The 16,336-nt window shown below is 63.4% G+C and carries 10 protein-coding genes; 1 reads left to right on the top strand and 9 read right to left on the bottom strand.

Translation table 11 applies throughout. The features are described 5' to 3' along the window. From ACI792_RS17720 to ACI792_RS17695, 6 genes are all read right to left on the bottom strand, one after another. The coding region (locus tag ACI792_RS17720; protein ID WP_456603759.1) for a nuclease-related domain-containing protein at positions 1-220 on the bottom strand (220 nt) is incomplete at its 3' end. 254 nt (positions 221-474) lie between these two features. Beyond that, positions 475-3,741, bottom strand: a complete 3,267-nt coding sequence (locus ACI792_RS17715) for a hypothetical protein (protein WP_456603757.1) — start codon at positions 3,739-3,741, stop codon at positions 475-477. Continuing rightward, positions 3,738-5,693 (bottom strand): AIPR family protein, encoded by a 1,956-nt coding sequence (locus ACI792_RS17710; protein ID WP_456603756.1) that lies wholly within the window; start codon positions 5,691-5,693, stop codon positions 3,738-3,740. Before ACI792_RS17710 ends, ACI792_RS17715 begins: the two co-directional genes overlap by 4 nt. Before the next feature lie 101 nt (positions 5,694-5,794). After that, positions 5,795-6,805: a PD-(D/E)XK motif protein gene (locus tag ACI792_RS17705; protein WP_456603755.1), complete on the bottom strand. Its 1,011-nt coding sequence runs from the start codon at positions 6,803-6,805 to the stop codon at positions 5,795-5,797. Beyond that, positions 6,802-9,621 carry a Z1 domain-containing protein gene (locus ACI792_RS17700; RefSeq protein ID WP_456603754.1) on the bottom strand — a complete coding sequence of 940 codons (2,820 nt, stop codon included), beginning with the start codon at positions 9,619-9,621 and terminating at the stop codon, positions 6,802-6,804. Before ACI792_RS17700 ends, ACI792_RS17705 begins: the two co-directional genes overlap by 4 nt. Positions 9,622-9,637: 16 nt before the next feature. Beyond that, positions 9,638-11,182 (bottom strand): ATP-binding protein, encoded by a 1,545-nt coding sequence (locus tag ACI792_RS17695; protein WP_456603753.1) that lies wholly within the window; start codon positions 11,180-11,182, stop codon positions 9,638-9,640. A 296-nt stretch (positions 11,183-11,478) separates the two neighbouring features. Here ACI792_RS17695 and ACI792_RS17690 point away from each other — a divergent pair, with 296 nt between their 5' ends. Further along, on the top strand, positions 11,479-12,471 hold the full coding sequence (locus ACI792_RS17690; protein WP_456603752.1) for an IS481 family transposase: 993 nt from the start codon (positions 11,479-11,481) through the stop codon (positions 12,469-12,471). On the opposite strand, the gene dcm is transcribed toward ACI792_RS17690, so the two are convergent. Genes dcm through ACI792_RS17675 form a run of 3 tightly spaced genes read right to left on the bottom strand, consistent with a single transcriptional unit; the run spans position 12,468 to position 16,189 of the window. Continuing rightward, complete coding sequence (gene dcm / locus ACI792_RS17685) at positions 12,468-14,480, bottom strand: DNA (cytosine-5-)-methyltransferase (RefSeq protein WP_456603751.1); 2,013 nt, start codon at positions 14,478-14,480, stop codon at positions 12,468-12,470. The genes ACI792_RS17690 and dcm overlap by 4 nt on opposite strands. Beyond that, entirely contained in the window at positions 14,477-15,757 is a 1,281-nt protein-coding gene (locus ACI792_RS17680) for an ATP-binding protein (RefSeq protein WP_456603750.1), read from the bottom strand. The genes dcm and ACI792_RS17680 overlap by 4 nt, the downstream gene beginning before the upstream one ends. A 48-nt stretch (positions 15,758-15,805) precedes the next feature. Continuing rightward, complete coding sequence (locus ACI792_RS17675) at positions 15,806-16,189, bottom strand: very short patch repair endonuclease (protein ID WP_456603749.1); 384 nt, start codon at positions 16,187-16,189, stop codon at positions 15,806-15,808. Positions 16,190-16,336: the final 147 nt, after the last annotated feature.

The raw sequence follows: 16,336 nt of genomic DNA, 5'->3' as shown, positions 1-16,336 counted from the left end.
CCCCCCGCTCCAGCGACACACTGCCGCCCTTGACCTTGACGACGGCGACGCCCATGCCGGGCCACGCGACGATCAGGTCCGCTTCCCGGTCCTCCCGACCGTCCCTGAAGCGGAGATTGCAGAACAGGACGGCACCATCCGGCAGCTGCTCGCGCACCTTCTGGACGAAAAGTGCCTCGGAGGCGGATCCGAACCGCGGGTCGTCCGGGAAGAGCCCCAGCCCTCACTCTGGCTCACCAGCGACAGGCGTCTCCCTGGGCGGTGGGAGCATGTCGCAGAGGGCGTGCGTGGCGGCAGCGATGAGCCCTCCGACGGGAGGAGGCTGGCTAGCAGCAATCTCCGCGAAGGGCATTCGGTCCAGCACGGCACCCGAGGAGACGCTTCCGATCCCCGCGCATCGGTCGCCGCGCCTTAAATACTCAGACCGCGGACCTGCCACCCAGTCAGACCTTGGGTGGACGGCGGCGAACAAGGTCACCAGTCGAATGGCGGGGAAAGCATCTCCTCACCACCTAGCTCGATGACGCAATGCTCCTCAGCCTTATCGACGGTCACTCTGATCACGTCCCCCACCCCGGCCTCATGCTTCCGCAACCACGAGTTGTACCCATAGTTGAACCCATTGGCGAACCTCAACTGACCCACGGGCTCCCCGTCCAGACCGTCAATCAGGTCCAGCTGACACCCGTCCAGCTCACGCTTCTCCCAATCGTGGGACATCACCCCTGAGAACAGGAAGCTGGGCGTGATGCGGCGAGCGAACCAAGGGCGGCCCGTGACCGTCCGGCCAGCGATACGCGATCCGTCAACAAGGGCAGACCGCACCTTTGCCTCTGCCTGGATCCGGGCGATCTGTTCACTCGACAAGTTCACGCCTCGAAGACCCCAGACATTCGGTGCAAAGCGCTTGACGAATTCGGCATAGGTAATCAGGATGCCTGCCGTCGACGCTTGCATGCCAGACTCCACACAGGCGGCGATCAGACTGTTCCTGTCCAAGGCCGGCGGCACTTCCGCCCGCAAGACGCCCACCATGGTCATCTTCTCTGGCCCAAGCGCCTCCAACGGCAATGGTGTCGCCGCAACAATCTGTCCATCCTTGACACGGAAAGCGGGGTGACTGCGGTAAAACTCGAGAAGGATCGCAACATCGGGCGGAACCAAGTCCCTGAACTTATCCCCTCCCGTAGATGCCCGCCACGAGAAGGACCGAGTCACCCCCTCATGCATGTCCTCGAGCGTCTGCGGCTCCCAAGCCGCGAGGATGCGAAGACTGACATTGACTAGCCGATTGCGACCATTAGGGTGATCCGCCCAGAAGTGGCCGGACTCGAGCCAGTGGACCGAGAGGTCTCGATCGAGGACGGACTTGACCAACCCCGCCTCCACCGGACTACCGGCCGACTCACGCAGCCGCGTCACGACGTGGGCATCCGTGGCGGCGCCGAGGAACCCTGACACCGCTCGGGCGGCGGCGCGAATGCGCTTCACCAACTGGAGCTCCGAAGAGGTGCCGATCCATTCGCCGTCCTGCTCGAGCTGAAGATCGCGACCGAACAGGTTCGAGACGGCGACGAGCGAGTGCGCCGACCACGAGTCCCTATGAGACAGACCCGCCGCTGCGAACGCCGCGGCCGCATCGCTCTCCGTGACTGGAGTGATCACCTCAAGTAGATCAAGCGCCTGCTCGAGAGAAGGAGCCCAAGCCGCCCTGCGCGGTAGGCGCCCCTCCAACCGCTTCTGGACCTGCCGGACACGCTCCCGGGTCACTCCGATAAGTGAGGCAGCTTCATCCAGCGTCCCCGGAGGTCGGCCATCAAGGCCGAACCGTCGTTGGAACACAGGCATCCAACGGTCCGCCTGCTCCCCTAAGGCCGTGCTGAGGATGTCGTCGGCCAACTCTTCAATGGACAATGCAGCACGTTGCTGCACTCTGAGGGCCACTGCCTCCACGACTTGGTTGATCCATGGCCAGCGGTCGATCTGAACCTCAACGTGGCGCAGGACGTCCTCAAGAGTTTCAGCGTCCCCGCGAAACAGATCGCCGAAGCGGCAGTCGTCCCGACGAATGCATGGAGCGTAAGCAGGGGTTACGGGACGCCTGGGTGCAGGCACCTCAACCCCGACCGCAAGAGCTGGAGGCTCAGCGGTCGCTCGTTGGAGCGGATGGACTACCTGACCGACACCAAGCTCTTGGTCCAAGGCTGTCGTCAGATCAAAGAACGAGATCGCCCCGAAGTGCCGAAGAACGAACAGTTCACCCACTGTAATTGAGGCGAGGCCTGAGAGGATGTCTTCGGCGCGCCCGAACTGCCGGAGTAGAGCGTTGCGGGTCCGGTTGCGAAGCGGGAGCCGTTCGAAGGCATGACGATTGTCCAGAGCAGTTTGCCCCCTCACGGTAGCGACCTGGCCCTCGTCGAGGAGCGGCTCCTGCAGCCTCAAGACAGCTCGAAGTTCACTAAAGGCAGCGGACAACAGCGTGGTGTCGACGGCCTCGCTCCGACGCTCGAAGCGGGTTTCCCATGGAGAGGATTGGTCGACGGGCAGGGCGGCCCAGAGCGACAGGGGCAAGTCCACACCTGAGAGAGAACGGCGCACGACCGAGGGCAGAACGGGCGCCCCTTCCTGCCCCCACGGAACCACGGTCGATACAGCGCCTCCCTCAACACGAGATTGAGGAGCCAATCTGCTGCCATGATCCGCGTCAGCTGCGTCGTCGGCTTGAGCGGTTCGACGGGCGGGACTACCGAGGGGCGCAAGCACTTGATCGATGCACGTCATCAGGTCAAAGAAGGACGTAGCACCGAAGTGGCGGAGCGCTACCAGCTCACCGAAGTTGAGCGTCGCAAGCGCAGGGAGCACGCGCCGAGCCTCCGAACACTCTCGCAAGAGGACTTTCCGGGTCCGCTGCCGCAATGGTAGGCGCTCGAAGATGTCGTCGAGGACGGCCTCTGGTAGCTGGCGCACCGACGACAGTTGACGCTTACTGAGCACGGGCTCGTACGGATTGACAAGTGCAAGGACCTCTGCGAACGCGTTGCTGATGCGGACCGGTTCGGCGGGAATCCAGTTGTCGGGAAACCTGCTATGCCAAGGGCTGGTGGGATCAAGTGGAAGAAGGTCCGTCATCGCTTGCGGCAAACGTCGCCCAGACATGGCGCGAGCAAGGAGGTCGGGAAGGACAGGGCCGCCGGCGGTCATCCACGGGAGGACAGGTTCTGGACACATCAGCCGTTCGCTTGCCGGAGCATCGACAGCTGACAGGTTGTGCGTGTCGCTCATGGTCGATGGGCCGAGCATGACCGCGAGTCGAGACTTGCTCGGAGTCCCATCGATGACCAGTCTGATGCGCTTGTTGGCGTTCCCCGTGCCCGGCGTCTTGGCCGGACTGGCAGCGACCGCCCGCTGTCCGTCCGCGATGATCAGGCGAAGCTGGCGCATGTCCATGCCGCTCCGAAGCTGAAGAGGCCACCGCAATGGAAGTCGTCGTTGATCGGCTGGTAGCACCTGCGCCGGCCGGCTCTCCAGCGAAATCTCCAAGAGGTTGTAGCCCGCCGCGGCCAGGCGCTCGAGGAGCAACTCCAACGCGTCGTTGTAGTCCGGATTCCGCGCCGAGCCACTTGATAGCGCGCCTGACCTCGACTCCAGGACCACGGCTGGACGGCCACTCACTGACTCCATCGACAAGTCGCAATCCAGCGCTCGCCCCTCGGCAGTCACCAAGCGGAAGTACTGAGTCATCCGATGGCTCCGTCGAGATGTGCAGGCAGGGGAGCTTGTGGCCGAAAGCCGAGCCGGAGCGCCTCCGTCATCAACGCAAGGCCCTGAACCGCCTGTTTAGCCGAAGGATCCACGCCACGGCTGGCGCGTTGGCCCAAGCTGAAGGCTAGGCCGCGTTGCCAAGGGGCTAGAGCGTTGGCTTGCTTAGCCCAGTGAGCACATTCGAACCAAGTCTCCGCTGGCACGCCAGCCGCAGCCTCAACTGAGGGGTCGGCGTCGGCCTCGCTGGACAGACGCGCCGCCTCCGCCTCAGCAATCCGCCGTGCGCGGAGGTCGACCAACTCGTCGGCCAACGCAGGCGGAACATCCCATTTGATGGCTTCGACCTTGGCCCACGCCTCCGGCCTCTTGCACCACTCGCCGATATTCGCCGCCCGCGGCGGATTTGTAATGGACTCCTGCACAGGAACACAGAGCGCCGAGATTGCCGATTCAAGCGCACTCGAGAGACCTTGCCTGCGCCAGATCTCATCGAGGTCGATGCGCGAGGCGGTCGCATTGACCAGCTTGGCGATAGTGTACGTCACAATGTTCGCGCGATAGCCGCCAAAGTTCTTGGCTGAGACAATGCGCTCAGTCTCACGAAAGAGGATAGCTTGCGCGATGAGGCGCTTGTAATACACCTCGTCCACGCGCGGACGAGACTTGGTCGCGACTCGGTCCATGAACTCGCGGAAGTTCTTCTCAGCCCCCCTACTAACGAGATGGGGGAGCTGGTCCCACGTGGTCACAAACTTCGCCAAGTCCGTCTTGGTGAACTTTTGCCGTGTGGGATGCGTCAGCTTGAATGACTTCTGACGCGCCGGTGTTCGCTGTCTGGCTAGCTCGTCGGCATACTGACCCCGCGCCCGCTCGTAGAACCAACGGGTCTCCTGGCCATCGCCGCTGGCGCTAGGCGCCCAGATCGACCGAGAGAGCTTTTCAACGTCCACATGGAACGGGTTGTTGGCACTGAAATCCGCGGTCGTGACCTTGTTCTGAGTGTTTGAGAACTTGCTGATCTGCGGCACGATCTCGTCGAGCTTCTCCGGCGAGACCACCGTGACCTTTGCCTGAACGTAGACCGAAGACACGTCGGCGCGGTCCCGCTTGACAGCGCTGTGCACAGACGCCGTCGTCTGGCCACCATTCACGATCTGCAGGTCATGCAGTCGCACGATTGACGACCCGTCTGCCGAGAACTCCACGCGACTAGCGGTCGCAGAGATCCCGTTGTTGTAGGCAAGGAAACGCTCGGGCGTCTTCAGGATTGATTCACGAATGCCCTTGTTGACCCCGCCTTTAGTCTGCAAGAAGCTGCGTACATTCAACTCAAGGAGCCGCGTGCCGAACTCCTCGTAGAGCGCAGCGAGCGCGGGGCCGGGGACGATCGTCAGTAGTGCCGAGTAGTCCTTATCTGTGACAGGGGTACTGAGACACGGCAGTCCTGATCCGAAGCGCTCAACGAAGTCCACCGTGATGGGCTCGTGCAACGTTCCGGAGGTCAACAGACGGTGAAGGCGGGCGACGTCCCAGATGTGATAGCTGTACTCGACACCGTCCACCATTTCGGGCCGCACGCCTCGGACGCGAGTCGTGGCGTTAGTGAAGAGAAAGAAGCGGACCTGCGTGGCTGCTTTGAGAGTCCGCTCGATGTCTTGAACCATATCGAACACCGGCGATGAGTCATCGACGTCCAGCCGATACCCGCCGCGGCACTTCGTCATGAAGCTCTTGAGCCTTCTGGAGAGGGCCTCGAGTTCGGTCGCCGGCAGCGTCGGGTTCGCCACATCGTGACGAAAATGTGTGATGAATACATCCACTCGGGACTCGTCCGCCGCGATGGCGTAGCCGCTCACTTCTAGGCCGCGTGCACGGTGATAGCAGACCAACCCGTCGTCGAGTTCGCCAGCTTCCGTGAGGTGCTCGATCATTCGCTGAGTGAAGGCATCTGGGAGGGTGACGTCTGTGGCCTCCGCGGTGGCGAGGACGTCTTGGACGAGGCCTCCGGCGAAGTCGGCTAGCTCGTTCACCATCACTGCACTTCCCAGTCCTTGATCCGACGATGAACGACCGCCCGGTCAACCTCGTACGGAGCGCAGGCAGCCAAGGTGACCGTATACCGCACCTGACCCACCCCTTCTCGGAGGTCGCGTTCGGTTATGCGCGGAAAAGAGCCTTGGATGTCGTAATACCGACGCGACCGCATTCGATAGCGCGGCTCGCTGTACAGGCCCTTGTCGCCCTTCACATATCCGGCACGGGCCAAACGGGTCAGGAAGACTTGAGGCGCTGCGGGATGTGTCGAGAGTAGGGCCTCAACATCGGCGACGAGGTCATTAAGAGTTACCCCGTCTCCACCGCGCCTTTCGTCGAGCGATACATGAACCAGGTGTAGACGGCCCGCTCCCTGCTCGTCGAGCTCACGCTCATTGCTGACCACGAAGCCCAACGGGTTAAGTCCGGCAGTCGCCTTTACCTCGAGTGCCACCCCGGGGAGTTGGAAGTCCTGGTTCTTCCGTAGCGGACCAGTCCATGCTGCGATCGCGGCCGCGGGCGGGACGTGAGGCAGGATGTCGTCGCGCAAGATCATCAGCTCGGCGAACAGTCCGCGTCGCTCGAGGTCCCCCAGACCCCGACGGGACAGCGCTCGGAAAAGCTCCTGCCAGCTCTCCAGACGGCTCGCCAGGGCCTTGACGGCTTGGTCGTCCGACTGGGCGTCCACGACTGACGCAGCCAGGTCTCCGGCGACCGTAGTGAACACGTCGGCGAGCGCTGGGACGTGCAAGTCGACGCTGATCGTCAATGAGTCGCCAGTGTCGCTGAGCCGACAGGCTGAGTCGAGTGCCTGAGTGCGTGGCAGCGTGGGGAGTTGGCTCGTCCCCCCCGGCCACGGTCGCCTGTAGATAAGCCGTCGGACGCGAGTGCCGAGGTCTACAGCGACGTACAGATCTCTATCCGAGTCGGGATGGATCCGCCGTAGGACCGTGCCTGTAGCGCCCGGCTGCTCCTCCAGCGCCAGCCAGTCATCGGCGGTGATCGTCATTCGCTGTCCTCGTCGACAGCCATGCCCGCCGCCTGCAGCTGCTGCCAGATGGGGTTGACGAGGTACTCCGCCGTCACATTGCGCTTGGAGTGCGGAAAACTGACGTAGAAGCCGACCATAGGTCGGTCGACTACTTCCTGGTACTTGCTGTTGTCGATGATGTACAGCAGTAGCAGTGCCTGCTCGGGTCGCCGCTGGAACCGGATTGCGGGACCGCTCGGTGTTTTCGGCCGAGTTGTCCGCTTACCGGGGTCGTCGTCGTACCACTCCTGGGTCAAGGCCAGCGCGGCGTCGCGTTGTTCCTGGGTGAGGTCGAGAAGCTCGTCGGCAGGACTCAGAACGCGTCTGATCGCGTACCGGCTTTCGGCGTGTAGCTCTCGTTCCCGCTGACCGGGCTCACCATCGGGGATCAACGAGCGGGTCACGGGCCTCAGCTTGAGGTTCGCGAACTCCACTTCCGGTCGCGATTCCCCCTGTCCGACCGCCCTCTTCGAGTTCGAGACGAGGACTACGGTCCAGTCAGAAAGCTCGTCGGCTCGGACACAGGCCTTGATGTACTGAGAGATGAGGTCGGGTCGAACACGCCACGCCATCGGGTCGGAATTGTATGCATCGAAGAACTCGCGCGCGACAAGATCCCCCTCGATGTGGCGCCAAACGTAGTTCCCCTGCTCTTGGCTGGGCTGCCCCTGACCGTGCGGGAGCTGCTCCAAGAACGAGGCCACAACTTGTTCGTTGTTCGCGAGAGTGCTGGGGCGGACATCGAACAGAACCGTCTCGGGGTTGGCGCCACTGAACGAAAGCTTGACCTTCTGCGCCCTGCGCATCTTGTTGGCCGCCGTGACGCTGAGACCGGCCGGTGAGGTACGAACGCGCAGTCCATAGTCGATGGGGGTTGCTCCCTGGGCGGCCATCTCCTCCAACTCAGCCCGCAGCTCGTTGGCAGCGAGTGTGATCTCGCGATACCACGACCTCAGGTCCGGCGTGGTGTAGAGCCGGCAGAGGTCCTCGTAGCCCGGGCGGTAGCCGAACCAGCGCCCCATCTGCATCAGGGTGTCGTACATGCGGGATGCGCGGAGGTAATAGCTGACGCTGAGGCCCTCGAGCGTCAGCCCACGTGACAGTTTGTCGCCTCCTACGGCTATGACCGACAGTCCCGAAGCTCGGTTCTCATAGTAGTCGAGCGATTCCTTGGAGTAGCCGTTCATGGTCCTGACCTTGATCTTCTCGACCGCGGGCAGGATATGCGGCTCTACGTCGTGCCAAGACAATGGTTCGACTGGGTCACCCGAGACGTGGAACCACTCGGTGGTGGGAACGAAGTCGTTCTCCCAACGCTCTCGGAGCTCGTCTCTGATCTGAGACTCTGAGCGCGCGTCGCCGTAACGGAGACGGTCCCGGATGGTCAGCAACGCGTCGTTGACTTGTTCGGTCACTCGCTGTTGGACGTCCTGGAAGCGAGTCACGTGAACCAGCATGGAGTTGTGCGCGGTTCCCTGCCCGCGGGCACGGCGTACTGCGTTGGAGAGGACGAAGTCGAGCATGGCCGCTGCCAAGGAGGCGGGAAAGTCCTCCGCCGCCGGCTGCCAGTCCTTGCGATGCCCCGCCGGCATCCAAGCGGACTCATCCTGGATTGCTCGGTGAATCGGTACGGCGCCCATACCGTCCGAGTCGTCGAGGCCGAAGACGCGGTCAGGACCGAAGTAGTTGCTCGGCGCTTGGAGAACCTCGATGAAGCTTCGAGGGAAGATGTCGTCTCCGAAGTCCTCGTGGTCCTCGTGCGGATCCGCGTAGATGTTCGCGAACGGCGTGGCCGTATAGCCGACATAGGCGGACCGATCGAAGGCGTGCAGAAGTCTTCTGATCTCTCGGTTGATGGCAGAAGGAGTGTCGGAATCCTCGCTACTCGTGTCGATGGACGCGTTGTCCGCCTCATCATCTATGAGGAGCAGCGGCACGTCGCGGACAATCTTGCGGCCAGACTCTGGGTCAACGGTTCCCTGCATACCGGTGATCCAACTGTGGATGTAACGGATGATCTTTGCGTGCTTCTTGACCACGAGAAGGACAGGTACGTCGACGACGGGCAGAGCCAGGCTCTTGGCGCGGGCGGCCTTGAAGTCACCGCTTTCCAGGCTCGTGGTCAATGATCCTGCATACAAGCGCTCGAAGCCGGGTAGCAGACCGGCGCCGATGAAGTGGTTTTCGCCGGCCTCGTCACTTCGGGTTTGGAATTGGCTGTCGAAACCGAGGAATCCCTCGTCGAGCCGCAGCTGAGTCTGGCTCCGCAGGCTGTTATGGACGCCTGCGAGGACAACGATCAACCGGTAACCGGCGTCTGCCGCCTTGCAGATGAGGCCGGTGTAGTTGCTTGTCTTCCCCGACTGGACGTGACCGACGACCAGGCCACGCCGGTCCCACGGGCCCGGCCTGAGCGGATCCTCGAGCTTGCTCAAGATGCTGTCGGTGACGTCGTCTAGGCGCCGCACCACCTTCGGTGGCATGAGGAGCTGGTCCTCCATGTAGCGGCGGTAGCGCTCCCAGAACTTCCACTGGGTCTCGGCTCGGCGTTCGCTCAGCCACTCCTCATGACCCTTGGTGTCAACGAGCGACGTGCCGACGTCTTGAAAGACGATGGTCAGCGATTCGACGTGCCGGACAAGCTCCTCAAGGCTGGGGACATCGCCTCGGCGTGACAGCATCAAGTGGACGTCTTCTGCTGCTCCGCGGATATCCTCGGTTGTCACTCCCTGCTCGGGTAGCAGGTTGAGGACCAGCCGAACGGCTGTCTGCAGGCCATCGTCATTGGATGTCACTGTTCTCCCCCGTGAATCATGCTGGGTTTGTTCCGCTCAGCAGAGACGCAAGAGCGGGGTACTCACTGAACGGCGGCATGCGGGTCACTCGCGCGAGGGCCTCCGCCGCGGCCACGCGGCGGTTAAGGAGCACTTCGAGCATGCGTGACGCCATATCGAGGACATCGTCTGGGACCACGTCGTCGCCGAGTGCTGAGGGGCGAGCGCTGGCCTCGGGCGTGGCGCGGATCAGTCCAACTGGGAGCGTGGACTCGATCATGGTGAAGAGCGCGTTCAGGTCACTGCGCGCGGTGGGATTCCGCTCGATCAGCTCGCGGACTAAGGCGTGCTCGCGGTTGATTACGAACCGAGTCTGCCCGAACTGGCTAAGGGTCTTCCACGTGAAGTCCTCAGACGTCGTCTGCCGGTCGCGCACAACCCGCCCCCGGTGACTGATTACGGCGCCGGCTCTCTCGCGAGTCGCCTTGCCCACTCTGGTGAGGTGTCTCACGAGCGCGGCTGGAGGCGTCGCGCTCGACTTCTTGACGTCCAGTCCCCACTCGAGGTCCTGCTCTGGGGGCAGATCAACGGCGATTCGGGCGAGAACGTGCTTCTCATCCTTGCGGAAGCCGCCAAGCTTCAGCCAGTCGCCGGCCACGATCAAGCGGTCTCGCCGATACACGTAGAAGCCCTGTTGGTCCAGCCATCCTCGGGGTCCGCCTCCTTGGAGGTGTTCCTCCTCTGTCAGGCGGCTGCGGTGCGGAAGGACGAATCCTTGGACTGCGACTCCCGGGAGCGGCCTTTCTAGCGGCAGTTCCTCGACGAACTTGTGTCCCGCAAGAAATGGGTCCCATGCGGCCACGGGCCTGCCGTTAAGCGTCATCGAGAGCTTTGACGAGCGCTTGCTCAGATAACGAGCGAACACCATCCCGAGATGCCGTTCGATCCTCTCAACCAGCCCGTAGAATTCCTTCTTTGCCCAGTCGTCGCCAGGGCGACTGTCGGGAGCAACGAGCCGGGTGAGCCGCCTCCACAGAACAACCGTTCCGGCCCCCTCGACCGCTGCCGTCAGTTCGTCAAGGACAGACGCCGCCGAGGGCGGGCAGCCCCTCATCAGCTCCCAGTCGCCGACGGCCAAGACGTGGTCCACGTCCCAGGTCCTGATCGACCAGGGCCCCGGGTCGGTGCGAGACGCGACAATCAGCTGGCGAGCTTGGGAGAAAGACGCAGTCTTGAGCCCCATGCCGAAGCGGCCTAAGTCCTCCCGGCTGCGGTCGTCCAAGCCTCGACCGCCGACGGTAAGCCCCTTGACGAGCGCAGGCTCGTCCATCCCGTCGCCGTCGTCGACGATGGCGGCCCAAGACTCGTCGGCACCCTCCCATCGGAACTCGACACGGATGCGCTGGGCGTTGGCGGCGACGCTGTTGTCGACGAGGTCAGCTACAGCGGCTTCGGGTGTATACCCAAGCGATGCGAGCGATTGGATGGTCCCAGCGGGGTCAGGCCTAACCACTTCGAACATCGCCTCGGAGGACGACTCGGGATGCCCGGTCCGGCCTGCCGTCTTAGTGAGTCGCGCCATAGCTGTGGCAGCGTAACCCGCAGCGACTCGGAACAGCGACGTTCCGAAGGCGGGTCGCTCCGAAGAGTCACGCCAGTTCTAGAAGCCGGCGAAACATCCGGCGCTTACAGCGCGCTCAGGCTGCTGACGGCCGTGCGAACCCGGTTCGCGGTCTCGTCGGACCTAGATGTACTGACCGGAGACGTTGGTCAAGGACGTGTGACGACGAGATCTGAGTAGGTCTTGTCCGGGGAGGACCTCCGGGCGTGGATTGGAGCTGTCGAAGGCACCCATTCCACGAGCACCGGAGGTCCTCGGTGTCCCACGCTAATGCCGCCCTGACCCCGCGTCATCGACTGCGTCTGGCCCGAGCTGTGGTCGAGGACGGCTGGTCGATTGCCTATGCCGCGGCGGTATTCAACGTCGCCTGGCCCACCGCCAAGCGGTGGGCCGACCGCTACCGGCTCGAGGGGCCGGCCGGGATGGTCGACCGCAGCTCGCGGCCGCACTCCTCACCACGCCGCACGCCGCAGCCGGTGGTGCGCAAGATCGTGCACCTGCGGTGGAAGCAGCGGTTGGGCCCGGTGGCGATCGCCGACCGGGTCGGCGTGGCGCCCTCGACGGCGCACGCGGTGCTGCGCCGGTGCCGGATCAACCGGCTCTCCCACGTCGACCGGGCCACCGGGGAGCCGATCCGCCGCTACGAACGCGATCGGCCCGGTGAGCTGATCCACGTCGATGTGAAGAAGCTGGGCAACATCCCCGACGGCGGCGGCTGGCGCTACGTCGGCCGCGCCCAAGGCGACAAGAACCGGATCGCCACTCCGGGCAAGCCGCGCAACGCCCACCGCAACCCGAAGATGGGCACCGCGTTCGTGCACACCGTGATCGACGACCACAGCCGGGTCGCCTACGCCGAGATCCACGACGACGAGACCGCCGCCACCGCCATCGGCGTGCTGCGCAACGCCATGGCCTGGTTCGCCGCCCGGGGCATCACCGTCGAACGCGTGCTGAGCGACAACGGCTCGGCCTACCGCTCCCACGCCTGGCGCGACGCCTGCGCCGAGCTGGCCATCACCCCCAAGCGCACCCGCCCCTACCGCCCGCAGACCAACGGCAAGATCGACCGCTTCCACCGCACCATGTCCGACGGCTGGGCCTTCCGACGGCAGTACCTCAGCGAGTCAGCCCGACGCAAAGCACTGCCGGCCTGGCTGCACAAGTACAACCATCACCGGCCCCACACCGCGACCGACAACCGCCCACCCATCACCCGCTTGACCAACCTGTCCGGTCAGTACACCTAGAACAGCATCGAAGCGCGGCGTTCGTCCGCTCTTGAGCTTGCGCAGGCGCCTTGAATCGGACAGATGTCGCAGAGCGGCTCCACAGGGCGACACACGCTGGCGGCCACCTCAATCAAAGCGAGGTGGGCAGCGCGCGCCTCGCTACCGCCACCGATGAGACGGGCAACGGCCAAACGGCCGTCGGTCAGTCGGTTCTTCCGGTCGACGTTCTCACCCGTGACTCTGGCCGCCACACGTAGAACGCCCTTGGTCGAGAGGACCGGTTCCTCTGAGTCGTCGACGCCCGCCACTGGCACGATCAGTGCCGCCAACTCCCGTACGGCAGATGAGACGTGCGGAATCGCACCCGAGGCGTCCTCTGTCTCCTCTAGGGCGCCCGGGTGCTCGACGAGCCAGTCAGCAAGCTCGAGTAGTTGCGTTGCCCGTGCGCTGCGCCCGATGAGCGTGCCCATCTCGCGAAGCAGCTCATCGTTGTCCTGCGTCAGCTCTGGCGTTCCCCACGCAGCCAGGACTGGCCACACCAGCTTGATCACGTCCGCTGTCGCGCGGTCGAGTAACAACTCGGCTGACACCACCTGCCACCTCGTTGAGGCCTTGAGCCAGGGGACGCTCCGAGGCTCGACGTCCCGGAACCATCCCTGCAGCATCGCGGCAATTTCTCGGGTTGGTGGACCCGCCTTCTCCCCGCCGTCCAGCGCTGCGAGGATAGCGTTTCCCAGGTTCTCCGCGAGCAGTGGCGGAACCGCATTTCCGATCTGCTTGAACGCCGCGGACGGCGGTCCTGCAAATCGGTACCAATCCGGGAAGGTCTGCAGTCGGGCGGCCTCTCTGACGGTAATGGTGCGACTCTGACGCGGATGGATATACCAGTATCCATCTTTGGCGATGTGTGCGGTGATAGTTCGGGACAGGTCGTTTTCGTCGAGACGCTTATACTTGTCGTCGAAGATGTCGTCCCGGTAGCGCTTCATCTCCGCCGGCAGATCGGAGTATCGCGTGTTCGAGTCCATAAGATCGAACGCGCGCGCGTCGTCCTCGCGCACGGGCCGAGTGATGTGATCGTAGAGTTTCGAACGCTCACTGGGCTTGACACCCGCACGCATGTTCTTCTGGAACGTCGTCAGCGGACCGTCATAGTCGGCCCAGCCGTGCTCCCCGCCTTCAGGACGCCAACCGCCGTCCACCTCCGGCAGGTCACCGATTGCATTCCAGACGGACACGCGCTCAGCCGACTCCCTCGGCCACTCAAACCGGAGACCGCCACGGAGCGCGACCAGAATGAGGCGTTGGCGAAACTGGGGCACGCCGTAGCGCCACGTGTCGACAATTCGCTCCTCGACGCTGTATTCGAGTGCCTCCAGCTCTTCCACCATTGCGCGCAGGATGAACATCTCGCGATCCAAGGCCATGTCCGGAACGTTCTCCATTAGAACGGCCGGCGGCTGGACCAGCTGGATGACCTCTAGGAACGATCGCCACAGATCACGGCGCTGATCATGGGGGTCGCGAAGCCCGTTGCGCACGCGGTGGCGGATGCCGGACCGGCCTGCCTTAGAAAACGGCTGACAGGGAGGCCCGCCGGCAATGACATCCACCTTGATCTCCGACAGCATGTCAGCCAACTCTTCAACGCGATCGACATGCGAAAGATCCCAGTCGACACTCATGCCCGCAAAGTGATGACCATGCGTCTCGACCGCCTCCGAATAGTGGTCGACCGCTACGACAGTCGTAAAGCCGGCGCGCTCAAGCCCAAGGCTGATCCCCCCCGCACCACTGAACAGGTCCGCCGCCAACCGGATGTTCGGGTTGTCCGCGCGAAGTCGCCCTACCAGGTCGACCAGCTCGGCGCGCGAGGATGCTCGATCAGGGTTCGAGGGCAGCCTCAGGAAGGGCCCGCGCACCAACTTGACTCCGTAGGGAGCCCTCGGGGATGTCGTCGGAGCTCCCGCGACGTGCGTTTCGAAGGTCTCGGTGGGGGCGGTGAACATCTTCTCAAGTTCTGTCATGACGACGCGAACCCAAGGGCGCGCCAAACATCTGGGGCGACGTCCTTCAGGCGGCTCGCTATCCGTTTAAACGCGTCATACTCGCCGGCTTGCAGGGCCGCCGACCTCAGAGCCAACCCAGCCATGGCGGGAAGCTCTCCCGCAGCAGCTGCTTCGGCCCGATCCGCGGGCGACCGTCGCGCCGAATGCTCCCGGTAAACTTGGTTGGCCACAATGCAAAGATCGTTGACGGGGCGCTCCAGCAGCTGCTTTAACTGGACCGGTACGGACACTCGCATCTTTGCGACATTGATTTGAAACAGGTCGTCGAGTTCAGTGTCGAAGTCAAGCGACGCGCGACCCAGCTTTGTGTGCTCATCGATTCCCCGGATCCCAGCCCAGCCGCCCCACTGAACTAGCCGGTTCGCGCGATACACATAAAGACCCTGCTGGCGGTTCCACTTCAGCGGTCCCGACATCGCCTCGAACTTCGCGAGAGAACTGAACTGGTCCTTCGCCGGAAGAACGTAGCGATTTAGCGTGACGGTACCGACTCGCTCGCCCGCCGCTAGTTCGAACGTTTGGCGCCCCAAGCTCTTAGTGTGCTCCTCGTTACGAGCAAAGGGGTCCCAAGGTGCCAGCTTCTCGCCGTTCACGAGAATCGTGAGATCTCGAACAGTGGCTCCCTCGAGGAAGCGATGAAAGACCATTGATAGGTGATCCGCCGTTTTCTTCGCCAGACTCTCAAGGCGCCGCTTCGCCCAGCCGCCATCTGGGTTCCGCTCGGGCAGCACGCGGTCGAGATTTCTCCATACAACAACGGTCCCTTGACTATCCCCGAGGAGTGCCCGCGCCGGTGCGGTCCTTTTCTTATCGGGCGCCGTAATGAGCCAGTCGTCCCACTCGATGATCGTGTCAAGGTCGAGTTCTCGGGCGGCGACAGGACCGTTCGCGATGCGACGGCTAACAACCATCACGCTGCGGCACTGTGACAAGGAAGCGGTCTTCAGCCCCAACCCATACCGGCCCAAGTCGCCTTGCTCGTAGCTACGCCTACTTCCAAAGCGGAGCGCCTCAACGAGGCCGTTCGGACTCAGGCCTGACCCGTCGTCAGCGATGGCGACCGTGGACGCCGAGCCGTCGAACTGTATGACGACCTCGATGCGCTCGGCGCCGGCCATCACGCTGTTGTCCACGAGGTCCGCGACAGCGGATGGGAAGTCGTACCCGATGTCGCGCAGCGACTCCGTCAGTCGTGCTGCGGAAGGAGCTACGGACCGGTGTCGGCTGGATGGCACACATACTCCTTGTCGCTACCTACGGGTCCAGGCTCTCACATCTGCGGCTCAGGCTCTCGGTGGCTCGCCCAGTAGCACTCGCCACGTCGCCTCGATGCGATCACACGCCTCGCCTACCACTTCATGCTCCCAGACCCGTATGACAGTCCAGCCTTGGTCCACAAGCTCTTGGTCCTGTCGCCGGTCCCTGGCGACGTTGGCGTCGAGCTTCGCCGCCCACCACGCCCCGTTGTTCTTGGGCTGGGTCCCGTGCTGCGGGCAGCGATGCCAGAAGCAGCCATCGACGAAGACCGCAAGCCGAGCCCGCGTGAACGCGATGTCGGGCCGACCAGGCGGAAGTGCGTAATTTTTCCGAAATCTAAGCCCGCGGCGGTGGAGCTCCTTGCGCAACTCCAACTCCGGCCGAGTGTCTTGCCGGCGCATTCGAGCCATCTGCTGACTGACATCTCGGTTTAGGGGCAGTGGGCGTTGAGTCATCCTTCATACCCGCGATCACATCCGCGCCTTGCGCCACGATGAGGTGCAGAGCCTCCAGAACCGGTAGGAATCACGACTGTCGGGGACGACCGTGTTCTGTAC

It is taken from the genome of Blastococcus sp. SYSU DS0669, from assembly GCF_054050895.1.
The sequence above is the reverse complement of the archived record's forward strand: the minus strand, read 5'-3'. Positions and strand labels throughout refer to the sequence as shown.

Excerpts from the sequence above, each read along its gene's own strand:
- ACI792_RS17675 (WP_456603749.1), bottom strand. The coding sequence starts at position 16,189 with ATGGCTCGAATGCGCCGGCAAGACACTCGGCCGGAGTTGGAGTTGCGC.
- ACI792_RS17715 (WP_456603757.1), bottom strand. The coding sequence starts at position 3,741 with ATGACTCAGTACTTCCGCTTGGTGACTGCCGAGGGGCGAGCGCTGGAT.
- ACI792_RS17695 (WP_456603753.1), bottom strand. The coding sequence starts at position 11,182 with ATGGCGCGACTCACTAAGACGGCAGGCCGGACCGGGCATCCCGAGTCG.
- ACI792_RS17710 (WP_456603756.1), bottom strand. The coding sequence starts at position 5,693 with ATGATCGAGCACCTCACGGAAGCTGGCGAACTCGACGACGGGTTGGTC.
- dcm (WP_456603751.1), bottom strand. The coding sequence starts at position 14,480 with ATGACAGAACTTGAGAAGATGTTCACCGCCCCCACCGAGACCTTCGAA.
- ACI792_RS17705 (WP_456603755.1), bottom strand. The coding sequence starts at position 6,805 with ATGACGATCACCGCCGATGACTGGCTGGCGCTGGAGGAGCAGCCGGGC.